We start from the raw sequence: 12,235 nt of genomic DNA on the forward strand, positions 1-12,235 counted from the left end.
CCGTTTCGGGCATGAAGTCTTTGTTTCGCATCTGTGCAATCCTCGTCATAGTGCTTCTCGGGGGCGTCGCATTGAGCGCGTGCGGGGACGATAGTTCCGACGGATCCGGCCAATCCTTGCCCGCGGATTTCCCGTCCGACGACGTCCCTCTGGTCGAGGGAAACATCCTCTCCGCGTCGGGGGAGGGCGACTCGTGGCGCGTGACGATCCAAGGGAACGCGGCCGACGGCAATCCACTCGCCAACGCGACGAAACTCCTTGAGGACGACGGGTACGAAGAGTCCAGCCGCGCGGGCGACGCAGCGAATCAGACGGTGCTGCTGTCCAAGTCCGTCGACGGTGGAACCCTGTGGGTGCGCGTCGGTGTCTCCGCTGATGCCGCTGGAGGTGGCGCGACCGCGTTCTACGAGGTGATGCGCACCGACTGACCGCCTGCCTGCCCGCGCAATCGCGGCGATCGGACAGTCAGCCGCGACGGCGCTCCGCGTACTCCGCCAACTCGGCAACCTGCTGCGGGTCGAGCGATGGCCGAACCGTCGCTCGGGCGGCCGCGACGTCGTCGACTGTGACGGTGGCCGCGTCGATGTCGCGTCGCATCGCTGCGAGCGCGGCTTCGCGGAGCAGAGCCGAGCAGTCGGCGGCGGAGTACCCGTCCAAGTCGGCGGCCAACTCGTCCAGGTCGACGTCGTCCAGCGGGACGTTGCGCGACGAGGTGCGAAGAATGTCGGCTCGGGCTGCGGCGTCGGGTGGCGGTACGAAGACGAGACGTTCGAGTCGTCCCGGTCGCAGCAGTGCGGGATCGATCAGGTCGGGCCGGTTCGTCGCGCCGAGCACCACGACGTCCGAGAGTGGTTCGGCGCCATCCAACTCGGTGAGGAGCGCGGCCACCACGCGGTCGGCGACCCCCGAATCGGTCGAGCCGCCGCGGCGGGGTGCGAGGGCGTCGACCTCGTCGAGGAAGATCAGCGACGGCGCCGACTCGCGGGCCCGGGAGAACAGGTCGCGCACGGCGCGCTCAGACGACCCGACCCACTTGTCGAGGAGTTCGGCGCCCTTCACCGTATGCACCGACAGTCGGCCGGACGCGGCGAGCGCACGCACCACGAACGTTTTCCCGCAGCCCGGCGGGCCGTAGAGCAGAACGCCGCGTGGCGGCTCTACCCCGAGTCGGGCGAAGGTGTCGGGGTGCTGCAACGGCCAGAGCACGGCTTCGGTGAGAGCTTGGCGGGTCTGCACCATGTCACCGACGTCGTCGAGCGTCACCGACCCGAGTGCGACGTCGGGCGACTCGTTGCGTGACGTCGGACGGATCACGGTGAGGGCTTCGGTGAGGTCGGCGGTGCGCAGCGCCGGCTCTGTTTCGTCGGCTGCTGCGCGGGCCGCCGCGCGCAACGCCGCGTCGCGGACCACAGCGGCCAGGTCGGCGGCGACGAAACCCGGGGTGTGGGCTGCGACATCGTCGATGTCGAGTCTCCCGTCGGTTGGCACGCCGGTGAGGATCGCGCCGAGCAGTCGGGCGCGCAGGTCGGCGTCGGGCAGACCGATCGAGAGCGAACGGTCACACAGGTCAGGGGCGCGTAGGCGCGGATCGATCGCGGTCGGGTCCGTGCTGGTGGCGACGAGGGCGACGGCACCGGACGCGATCGCGGCCCGAAGATCGTCGAGGATCAACGTCGAGACGGGGTCGGGTGTGGCAGGGAGCAGTGCGTCGATCTCCGGGATCAGGAGGACTCCGGGGCCTTGTTCGCGGACTCGGGCGATCGCGTCGGTGACAGCCGCGCGCCGCCCGTCGGCGGTGAGGGCACCAGTCGTCGGACCGTCCAGTTCGAGGAACGGACGGTCCGCGCACACCGCGCGGACCACCGTCGTCTTGCCCACTCCGGCCGGTCCGGTCACGAGAACGCCCAGACGCGGCTGAGCCCCGAGTGAACGGAGGATGTCCGGCGTGTCGAGGGTGACCGTCAACCACTCGGTGAGTCGACTGACCTGTGAGTCGACACCGACGAGTTCGGAGACGGGCCGCACCGGACGCGGCGACACTTCGCTTGCCGCGGCGGGCGACTCGACAACCGGGTACGGCACCGCTACCGGTGAGTGGTGCTGGTCGGCCCAGAGGGCAGCGGTCCCCGTCTGCACGCTCACCGGTCCGGCAGGTTCGGTCCCGGTGACGGTGAGGAGTTCGTTCGTCCACGTGATGCCGAGCGTGTTGGCCAGCGACCGGGTCGCCGGGCTCGCCGAGAGTTCCGGGCCGAGGTCGCGGGGAAGCAGCGCGACGGTGTCGCCGACGTTCAGGATCTTGCCGAGCAACGCGCGTCGCAGCGTGGCCTCGGTGACCACCGACATGGCGACCGACGACCCGTGCACCGTGACGCGGGATGCACCCTGCACCAGCGTCGGTCCGACAACGACCTGGGCGCTCTCCCGGACACCGAGATTGGTGAACGTGATGTCGTCTAGCAGCAGGACGCCCGGGGGGATGTCGGAGCCCGCACTCGCCACGACCGCGGTCATCGCCCGCGCACCAGTCATGCCGATGGCATCCCACTCGGTCAACGAGAGCGCGGCCAGCACCTCCGGGTGGACGCGTACCAAGCCGCGACGGGAGTCTGCTGCCGACGTGTTCAGTCGGGCGGTCAAGGTCAGCGACGGCCGCGTCACAGGTCAGTCCTCCGGGTCTGCGGATGCAGGCGCGTTCGGGGTGACGCGAGCCTCTGGCGATCCGGGACGACGCAGGCCGAGTCGAGCCGCCGACGCCTTCCCCGGAATGGCGCGACGCCGCACGCCGCCCGCGGCGCGTCGCTCGTCGCGTCGCTGGATACGACGGTCGCGGGGCGGTGCGTCCCAATGCTCGGGATGCGACGCCACCCACCGTTGCATCCGCCACGCGAACGGGATGTGGATGAGGTAGGCGGCGACCACGAGCATCATCAGGATGTACGGGAACGTCATCAGGAGCGCGGCGGCCGCGGCGACGACGATGAGCAGTCCGGCGAGCGCGCTCGGGCGAACCCTGGCCGACTTGAACGACAGCGTAGGGCAGCGGCTCACCGCGAGGATGGACACGAAGATCATCCATACGCCGACGGCTGCCGTCGATGTCCACCAGCCGTCGCCGAAATGCTGTAAGACGCCGACCGGCAGCAGTGCGGTCAGTGCGGCTATCGGTGCAGGTACACCGATGAAGAAGTCTCTCGTGTATCCGGGGGCGGTGTCGTCGTCGAGCAGCGTGTTGAATCTGGCCAGCCGCAAGATGATGGCAGCGCAGTAGATGAGGACGAGGACCCAGCCGAGGTCTTGGGCGGCGCCGTCCTGGTCACGCAGGACTGTCGAATAGACGATGAGTGCGGGCGCGACACCGAAGTTGACGGCGTCCGCGAGGGAGTCGATCTCGGCGCCGATCTTCGTGGTGGCGCCCATGAGGCGCGCGACGCGGCCGTCGAGGCCGTCGAGGATCGCTGCCGCGACGAGAAGCCCGAGAGCTGTGTCGACGTTGCCCGCGTCGGCCGAGCGGACCGCGGTGAGGCCCGCGCAGAGCGCGAGAATCGTGAGCGCCGATGGCAGGAACATGCGACTGTCGCGCAGCGACCGGCGACGCGTGTCGCCAGGCCGGTTCGTCCGACGGCCCGCGACGCGCAGCCTGCGCCGCGGGGTCCCGTCGCGACGGAGTCGGCCGGGACGGTGCGGAGTGGACGTGCTCGGCATCAGTTGAGATCCGCGAAGACGGTTTCGGCGCCGACCGCGCGCTGGCCGACCGACACCTTCGGGACGCTGCCCGCGGGAAGGTAGATGTCAACGCGCGACCCGAATCGGATCAGGCCGTACGTGTCGCCGAGCGTCAACTCGTCGCCGACGGAGGCTTCGTTGACGATGCGACGAGCCAGTAGGCCGGCGATCTGGACGACGCCGACCTGGGGCCCCGCGCCGTCGACGCCGGTCGCGATGGTCATCGATGTCCGTTCGTTCGCAGTGCTCGCTTCGGGCAGATCTGCGGACAGGAACTCGCCGGGCTTGTGCACCACTGACACCACTCGGCCTGCGATCGGGACACGCTGGACGTGGACGTCGAAGATCGAGAGGAACGTGCAGATGCGCGGCACCGGCTGGTCGCCGAGTCCCAGTTCCGGATGCGGTACGGCCTCGTCGACGAGGGCGATCGCTCCGTCCGCCGGGGCGACGACCAGTCCGGTGCCTGCGGGCGGCACCCGTGACGGATGCCGGAAGAACAGTGCCGACGCGGCAGCCGTCGCCGCCGCGGACCGTGCGAGCCACGGATGTCTGCGTCCGAGGAGTGCGACGGCGGCCGGTGCCGCGACGAACGGCAGTCCGCGGCGGTGGACGGGTGGAACCGTCGAGTTGAACAGGTCGACCAAGTGAGCGACACCTGTGCGATCGTCGGGTTGTGCGGGGCGTCGTGCCACCGGGAGTCTCCTCACCTCTGGCTCCTCCGGCAACCTCGACCGGGAGCTCTGCGTTGCTGCAAGCTTAGGCGGAGCCCGCCGCCCGAGCGAAGTCGAGACCCCACTGCGGGTCGGACGGAGTCTGTTGAGGCAGCCCAGCGGGTCGAGTGGAGTCGAGGCGCTGCTACGCGCTTTCCGCTGCGCGCTTCACTTTGCCGAGTGTCTCGCGGATGCCTGCGCGGAGTTCGTCTTCGAACGAGTCGTTGCCGCCGAACACCTTGTCGACGAGGAACGACGACACAGCCGTGGTCTTGCCGCCGGCGGCCGTACGCTTTTCGGTGACGCGTGACCCGGTCGTGGTCGGCTCGATCGTGTACGACCACACGGTGTGGTTCTCGGTGATGCGGAAGGCGATCTCGCGATTCGGCTCGAATGCGACCACTTTGGCGCTGGTCGGCCAGACCAGGGGGCCGCGACGGTTGACGTTCAGGGTGCGGGCGCCCTGCTTCACTTCGCCGCCGAAGACGACCATCTTCTTGCACTGAGGGCTCCACTGACCCATGCGCTTGAGGTCGCTGATGACCGCCCAGACAGCTTCGGGGGACGCGTCGATCTCGATCGAGTCTTCAATGATGGGTGCAGCCACGAAAATTCCTTCCAACGGTGTAGTGCCCGTCACCATAGACCAGTTGCCGTGACAGGCGGTAACGCCGACGACGTCCTACAGGGCGGCCGCGACGAACAGTCCGATCGCCACGAACACGACCGCGTTGAGCCATGCCGCGCGTGAATAGCCGCCGTCGGACTCGTCGAGCAGCACCGACCCGAGTCGGCCAGGAGTGAGCCAGTCGACGAGGACGAACGAGAACGTCATCAAGGCGATGGTCGCGACGCCGTAGCCGAGCGTGAACAGGATGCCTTTCCATAGTTCGAAGCCGGTGGACGCGCTGATACCCGCGGCGACCGCGACCGCGAGGCCTGCGGACTGTGCCACCGCCAACACAACGGCCGACCGATTCTGCTCGACCCACACTTTGGTCCGGAGGCTGCCGGGTGTCACCAGGTCGAGCGCCGCGAACCCGAGGATGAGGAGTGCGATCGACAGCAGGCCGTACGACGTGAGGTCGGCTATGTCGCTACGGAAGATCTCCAGCGGTTCCATGCAGTTGACTGTAGCGGTCAGCCGACAGTCACCATCTCCCAATCGGTGACCGAACCAGACAGTCGCGCGAGGTGGCTGTCGGCGTCGCCGAGCGTGTGGGAGATCGCGGTGAGCCTGCTGACGTAGTGGCCGATCGGGTATTCGGCCGTCATGCCGATGCCGCCGTGCATCTGCACCGCCTCCTGCCCGACGTGGCGGCCGCTCCGGCAGATCTGCAGCTTGGCCCGCGACGCGGTGATCGGGTCGTAGTCGCCGTCGGCGAGCGATGCGGTGAAGTACGTGTTCATGCTGCGAGCGAGTTCAGCAGAGACGAACATGTCCGCTGCTCGGTGCGACAACGCCTGGAAGGACGAGAGGGGCACACCGAACTGCTTGCGCGACTTCAGATACTCGGTGGTCATCTCGAGGGCGCGGGTCATGGCGCCGACCGCTTCGGCGCACAACGCCGACTGGGTGGCGACTTCGACGTCGGCGATGACCTGCGATGCGTCGCCGTCGCCGAGCCGAGTGCCGACGGTCCCGGTCAGGTCGAGTTGCGCACCGCGTCGACGGTCGTGCGTGCGATATGTGGTGCGGGTGAGGTTGTCGGCGTCGGCCTCCACCAGGTACAGGCCGATGGCGCCGTCCGGTTCGCGGGCGGACACGACGAAGGTGTCGGCGCAGTCACCGTGGTCGACTAGCGTTTTGACGCCGGTCAGTCGGCCGTCGACAGCGGTGGTAGCCACCGCGGTGTGCGGCCACCGGTCGCCGGCTTCGGTGTGTGCGAACGCCAGCAACCGCTCGCCGGACGAGAGCCCTTCGACGATCTCGGTGCGGGTCGCGTCGTCGGCGGTCCGAGCTACCAGCATCCCGGGGACGACGACGGAGCCGAGAAGCGGCTCGGGCGCCAGGCTGGCGCCGACTTCCTCCATCACCACCGAAAGTTCTTCGGCGCCTGCGCCCATCCCGCCGTCGTCTTCGCTGAAGACGAGGCCGAGGATGCCGATCTCGGCGAGGGAACGCCACACGTCGCGGCTCCATCCGAGGTCGGTGTCGGTCACGGCGCGGAGCTTCTCTACGTCGTAGGCGGACCTCAGTACGTCGCGTACGGTGTCGCGCAGCATCACCTGTTCGTCAGACAGATCGAATTCCATTGTGTTCCTTGAAATCTGGGAGGGCTACAGCCCGAGGACGGACTTGTCGATGATCTGGCGTTGCACTTCCGATGAGCCGCCGTAGATCGTGACCTTCCGGTAGTTGAGGTACGTCGGCACCGTGAGTTGTGCCCACTCGGGAGACAAGACGTCGGCGGTCCCGTTGGCGGCATCGGCGTCAACGCCTGCCACCGGCAGCGAGTCCGGTCCAGCGATGTCGGCGAGCAGTTCCATTGCGTCCTGCTGCAATTGCGAACCGCGCAGCTTCAACAAGGACGACGCCGGGTTCTGTTTCCCGTTGGCCGAGCCAGCCACGACGCGCAACTGGGTGATCTCAAGCGCGAGGAGTTGGTTTTCGAGGTCGGCCAGGCGGGACGAGATAGCGGGATCGTCGAGCAGGGTCCCGGTCGGGGTCGTGATCTCGGACGCGAGCTTCTTAGCGCGTGCCAGCTTGGTCTTCGTGTAACCGACGCGGGCGATGCCCGACCGCTCGTTGCCGAGCAGGAACTTGGCGATCGTCCAACCCTGGTTCTCGTCGCCGACGAGGTTCTCGACCGGGACGCGCACGTCGCTGAAGAACACCTCGTTCACTTCACGGCTGCCGTCGATCAACTGGATCGGACGCATCTCGATGCCCGGCGTGTCCAGGTCGATGAGCAGGAAGCTGATGCCTGCCTGCTTCTTCACGTCGGGGTCGGTGCGTACGAGCATGAAGATCCAGTCGGCGTACTGGCCGAGCGTCGTCCACGTCTTCTGACCGTTGACGACGTAGTGGTCGCCGTCGCGGACGGCGCGAGTCTTGAGTGACGCGAGGTCACTGCCTGCCTCCGGCTCGGAGAAGCCCTGGCACCACCACAAGTCGAGGTTTCGGGTGGCGGGAAGGTACTTCTCCTTCTGCTCATCGTTGCCGAAATGGGCGATGACGGGCCCAACCATGCCCGCGTTGAACGGGAGGAGATCGGGTACGAAGTTGAGCGCCATCTCCTCGCGCCAGATGTGGTGCTGCACAGGAGTCCAGTCCTGGCCGCCCGCGTCGACCGGCCACGCCGGGACGGCAATTCCGCGCTTGTTCAGGATTTGGGTGGTGGTGACGACGTCATCCGGGTGGATCGTTTTGCCTTCGGCGTTGCGGCGACGGATGTCTTCGGGGATCTCGTTGGTGAAGAATTCGCGGAGCTCGGCCCGGAACGCTTCCTCCTCGGGGGTGAAACGAAGCTGCATGCTTCAGTCCTACCCCGAAGTAACTCGTCGTGTCGCGATTCGTCGGAAGGAAGTACCGTCGTGAGGCATGAAACATGTTCACGCGTTCGGTGACGACGCTCTCGGAGATCTGGACGCGCTCGGAGTGGCCGAGCGGATCGCGGTCGGCGAGGTCAGCGCCACCGAAGCGCTCGACGCGGCATTGGCTCGCCTAGACCGGATAGAGCCGCGACTCTCGGCAATCGCATTCGACGACCGCGAGCGGGCGCGGACACGCGCCGCCGGTGAGTTCCACGGCGTGTTCGCGGGCGTGCCGTCGGCGATCAAGAACAACACCGATCTGGCCGGACTGCCGACCCGCAACGGCTCGGCGGCCACCGCCGATGTACCGGCCGCCTCGGACGAACCGTTCACCGGTGAGTTCCTCGGCGCAGGGTTCAACGTGATCGGGGCGACGACGACGCCTGCGTTCGGCCTCACCGCGACCACCGAGTTCGCTGATCGAGAACCAACGCGGAACCCGTGGGATACCGACTATTCGTCTGGCGGGTCGTCCGGCGGTGCAGCAGCACTCGTCGCATCGGGTGTACTGCCGATCGCGCACGGTAACGACGGTGGCGGCTCGATCCGTATCCCGGCTGCGGCGTGCGGTCTGTTCGGGTTGAAGCCGTCGCGGGGGCGGACGGCGCCTGCCGCGATGGGCGAGAAGCTGCCGATCGATTTGATCTCGAATGGTGTCCTCACCCGTTCGGTGCGCGACAGTGCCGCGTTCCTCGCGGATGTCGAGTCTCGCCGCGACATCGGGAGTCTGCCGCCGGTCGGCCGCGTCGAAGGCCCCGGCAGTCGCCGGCTGCGGGTGGCATTCGTCAACACGCCGATCACCGGTCGCCTGTTAGACGCGCCGACCGACAGAGCGGTGAACGACGCCGCCGAACTGTTGGAGTCACTGGGTCACCGTGTGGAGAAGATTCCGTTGCCTGTCGACCGGTCGTTCGTCGACGACTTCGCCGACTATTGGGCGATGATGGCGTTCGGCATCGACCGTTTCGGCGGCAATACGGTGGGGAAGGGCTTCGACCGGTCACAGCTCGACCCGTTCACCCAGGCGTTGTCGGCCAGGTTCTTTCGGCACTTCTACCGGTTGCCGTTCGCGCTCCGCCGCCTCAACAAGGCGACCGCTGAATTCCGCGGTCTGTGCGACCGGTTCGACGTCATCTTGTCGCCGACGCTCGCGCACACGACTCCGAAGATCGGCTATCTGTCGCCGACCGACGACTTCGACGAGGTGTTCGACAAGTTGATCGGTTACGTGTCGTTCACGCCTGCGAACAACGTCAGCGGCACGCCCGCGGTGACGCTGCCGTTCGGTTCCACTCCCGACGGGCTCCCTGTGGCGATCCACTTCTCCGCGGACGTGGGTGCCGAACAGACTCTCCTGGAACTGTCGTACGAATTGGAAGCAGCGCGGCCCTTCGCCCGAATCCAAGACGTCTAGGACACCCGTCGGCTCACTCGGTCAGCCACGCCCGCGCGGCCGTGACTAGCGCTGCCACCCCCACTGTCGTCGTCGGCTCGATCACCGGCGCATATTTCGGCGAGTGGTTCGACGGAATCTGGCCGAGCACCTGCATGAGGTCAGCCGGCGGGGCGAACAGCTTCGGGTCCGCTCCTCCCAGGAACCAATACACGGAAGGGGCGCCGGCGGCCGCGCCGAGGATGCCGAAATCCTCCGACCCGGTACCAGCGGGTACCGCCATCACTCGGCCCGGGAACGCCGAGTTGAATGCGCCGACCACCCGCCTGGTGGCGTCGTCGTCGTTCACGGTCGGCGGCGAGTGGTAGACGGTGCGAATCTCGGGGGACCGGTCGGCGCCGGACGCCGCGGCCTCGCCCTCGACGATTCGGTTGATCGCCGCGAGCACCTTCGCACGGACCTCCGGAGTGTAGGTGCGGACCGATAGTTCCAGCACCCCCTCGTCCGGGATGATGTTGTTCTTGGTGCCGACCTCCACCCGGCCGATCGTCACTACGGCCTCGTCGCCCGCCGCGATCTCGCGGGACACGATGGTCTGCAGGCGCATGATCACCGACGCCGCGAGCACGACCGTGTCCACGGTCGTCTCCGGCCGAGAGCCGTGTCCACCGCGGCCGAACAGCGTGATCTCCAGCGCATCGCTGGCGGCGAGGGTGGCACCTGAATGGTAAAAGACCATGCCTGCCGGGCCGGGGGCCACATGCTGACCGAGCACCACGTCTGGGTGCGGAACCTTGTCGAGGAGTCCGTCGTCGACCATCGCCCGGGCTCCGGACAAGTTCTCCTCAGCCGGTTGGAACACCGTGACCACGGTGCCCGTCCACTCGCCGATGGAGGCGGCTAGGGTCTCGGCGGCGCCGATCAGCGCGGTGACGTGCATGTCGTGCCCGCACGCATGCATCACTGGCGTGGGGATACCGTCCTCGTTCGCGACAACCACCTCGCTGGCGTAAGCCAGCCCGGTGTCCTCCTTCACCGGGAGAGCGTCCATGTCGGCCCGGAGCCAGACGGTGGGACCCTCGCCGTTTCGGAGGATGCCGGCGACTCCGTAGCCGCCGATGTGCTCGATCACCTCGTAGCCGCTCTCTCGCAACGCGGCGGCGACGATACCTGCTGTGCGTTTCTCCTGCCCGGACAACTCCGGGTGCGAGTGCAGATCGAGGTAGAGGCGGTTCAAATCGGTCATGGCAGGTCCTTTCGGGAAAATGGTCAGAAGACGATCATCTGCATGCCCAGGCCTACCGCGATCGCGAAGGCCGACGAGAGCAGCATGGGGACCAGGAATGAGCCGTTGATCAGAATCGAGCCCTGCTTGGTCGACCCCGTCTTGTCGGTCATGATGCAGGCCTGGCCCAGACCGCCCATGGAAGCCAGCAGGTTGTTTCCGCCGGCAGCGCCGAGCATGCCGGCCATCGGCCCCACGCCGAGGCCTGCCGCCATGGAGATCGGCATCAGGATCGTGATGGAGGCGACCTGGCTCTGGATCAAGGCGGCGAGGAAGAAGAGGATCACGGCGAACAGCGACACCGACACCCCGATCGAGCTCTCCACGAAACTCTTGATCTCATCGGTGTGGTCGTTGATGATCGTGCCCGCCAGGACTGGCACGGCCAGAAGCAGCAGTGCGGCGATCACCCCGGTGCCGATGATCGGCTCGCCCATCACCTGCGGTGTCTTCACCCGGCACAGGACCATGATCAGACCGGCGGCGGCGAACATCAGGATCGGGATCATGAAGCTCATCGACACGTGCGCGACGACCTCGGAACCGTCGGCCAACGACTTGGCGTAGGTCGGCCGCAGGCTTTCGAAGAAGCCGAGCACCACGCCTAGGACCACTGCTGCCAGGAAAATGTAGGCGCTCCACGCCGCCCGTTCGCGCAGCGGCGGCAGATCGGTGTCGATCAGTGGCGCAGGCGGCTCGACCTCGCCTGCGGCCAGACGTCGCTGATACTCGGGATCCTTGTCGAGGTCTTTCCCGTACCGCGACATGATGATCGAGGTCAGGACGGTCGCGACCAACGAAGCCGGAACCGTCACCGCGAGCAGTTTGCCGAGGGTCGTCGGCTCGCCGCCGGCCTCCGCGATGTTCAAGAACACGTAGGTGACCGCCGCGACCGGGCTGGACATCAGCGCCAGCTGACACACCGCGTTCGCGGTGGCCAGGATTCGTTCGGGCCGGATCTTGGCCGAGTATGAGACGCGGTACATGATCGGGATCAAGGCGAACGTGATGTTTCCGGTGCCCGACATCACGGTGAAAAGCCACACGATCAGCGGGCCGACCACCGGAATCGCCTTGGGATGCTTGCTCATTGCCTTACCCGCGATGCGGACCAGATACTCCATGCCTCCGGCGGCACTCATCGCGGCCGACGCGACGATCACTGCGAGGATGATGAAGATCGCGGTGACCGGCGGCGAGCCTGGCTGCAGCCGCAGCACCTCGACCAGGATGAACACCGATACGCCGGAGGCGCCGATTAGCGCGAGTGGGCCGTACTTGGCGGCGATCGCCAACGGCAGTAGAAACAGCAGAATTTCGACGACGGTACGGACGACTTCCACGGACTTAAGCTCCTAGGTCGAGACAGGCTCCGGCGGCATCCCCCACTGGGCAAACCGGCTCCAATGCTCCGCTACTCAACCCCTGAACATCGGTCGACACCGGGCGGATCGTCCGTATTCGTCGCACTTTGGCGCGTGTCCGACACAGAATCTGCACACTCCGGGACCAAAGACCCTCGTCATCGCGTCCTCCGGAACGGAGGACGCGAACAACGAACGGGGGCATCGATGCCACGACGTC

At 67.0% G+C, this 12,235-nt stretch carries 11 protein-coding genes; 2 read left to right on the forward strand and 9 right to left on the reverse strand.

Annotation, left to right across the window (positions count from 1 at the left end):
• Nucleotides 1-11 precede the first annotated feature (11 nt).
• Nucleotides 12-428, forward strand: a complete 417-nt coding sequence (locus MP11Mi_RS08815; RefSeq protein ID WP_420041904.1) for a hypothetical protein — start codon at nucleotides 12-14, stop codon at nucleotides 426-428.
• Between the two features lie 37 nt (nucleotides 429-465).
• Here MP11Mi_RS08815 and MP11Mi_RS08820 read toward each other — a convergent pair whose 3' ends face one another.
• The 7 genes from MP11Mi_RS08820 to MP11Mi_RS08850 form a co-directional block, all read right to left on the reverse strand.
• Nucleotides 466-2,658 (reverse strand): AAA family ATPase, encoded by a 2,193-nt coding sequence (locus tag MP11Mi_RS08820; protein WP_420041905.1) that lies wholly within the window; start codon nucleotides 2,656-2,658, stop codon nucleotides 466-468.
• Between the two features lie 3 nt (nucleotides 2,659-2,661).
• Nucleotides 2,662-3,702, reverse strand: coding sequence for a CDP-alcohol phosphatidyltransferase family protein (locus tag MP11Mi_RS08825; RefSeq protein ID WP_420041906.1), 1,041 nt, complete (start codon nucleotides 3,700-3,702; stop codon nucleotides 2,662-2,664).
• Nucleotides 3,702-4,418, reverse strand: a complete 717-nt coding sequence (locus MP11Mi_RS08830; protein WP_420041907.1) for a phosphatidylserine decarboxylase — start codon at nucleotides 4,416-4,418, stop codon at nucleotides 3,702-3,704. The genes MP11Mi_RS08825 and MP11Mi_RS08830 overlap by 1 nt, the downstream gene beginning before the upstream one ends.
• 163 nt (nucleotides 4,419-4,581) lie before the next feature.
• Nucleotides 4,582-5,043, reverse strand: coding sequence for an SRPBCC family protein (locus MP11Mi_RS08835; protein WP_420041908.1), 462 nt, complete (start codon nucleotides 5,041-5,043; stop codon nucleotides 4,582-4,584).
• 75 nt (nucleotides 5,044-5,118) lie between these two features.
• Entirely contained in the window at nucleotides 5,119-5,559 is a 441-nt protein-coding gene (locus MP11Mi_RS08840; protein WP_420041909.1) for a DUF350 domain-containing protein, read from the reverse strand.
• 17 nt (nucleotides 5,560-5,576) lie between these two features.
• Entirely contained in the window at nucleotides 5,577-6,692 is a 1,116-nt protein-coding gene (locus tag MP11Mi_RS08845; protein ID WP_420041910.1) for an acyl-CoA dehydrogenase family protein, read from the reverse strand.
• Nucleotides 6,693-6,716: 24 nt separating this feature from the next.
• On the reverse strand, nucleotides 6,717-7,913 hold the full coding sequence (locus MP11Mi_RS08850; RefSeq protein ID WP_420041911.1) for an acyl-CoA dehydrogenase family protein: 1,197 nt from the start codon (nucleotides 7,911-7,913) through the stop codon (nucleotides 6,717-6,719).
• Between the two features lie 67 nt (nucleotides 7,914-7,980).
• Between MP11Mi_RS08850 and MP11Mi_RS08855 the strand changes: the two genes are divergently transcribed.
• Nucleotides 7,981-9,387, forward strand: a complete 1,407-nt coding sequence (locus MP11Mi_RS08855; protein ID WP_420041912.1) for an amidase — start codon at nucleotides 7,981-7,983, stop codon at nucleotides 9,385-9,387.
• A gap of 13 nt (nucleotides 9,388-9,400) precedes the next feature.
• Here MP11Mi_RS08855 and MP11Mi_RS08860 read toward each other — a convergent pair whose 3' ends face one another.
• Complete coding sequence (locus tag MP11Mi_RS08860; protein ID WP_420041913.1) at nucleotides 9,401-10,612, reverse strand: amidohydrolase; 1,212 nt, start codon at nucleotides 10,610-10,612, stop codon at nucleotides 9,401-9,403.
• Nucleotides 10,613-10,635: 23 nt separating this feature from the next.
• Nucleotides 10,636-11,994 carry an anaerobic C4-dicarboxylate transporter family protein gene (locus MP11Mi_RS08865; protein ID WP_420041914.1) on the reverse strand — a complete coding sequence of 453 codons (1,359 nt, stop codon included), beginning with the start codon at nucleotides 11,992-11,994 and terminating at the stop codon, nucleotides 10,636-10,638.
• Nucleotides 11,995-12,235: the final 241 nt, after the last annotated feature.

The organism is Gordonia abscondita (assembly GCF_032711245.1).
Lineage (GTDB): Bacteria > Actinomycetota > Actinomycetes > Mycobacteriales > Mycobacteriaceae > Gordonia.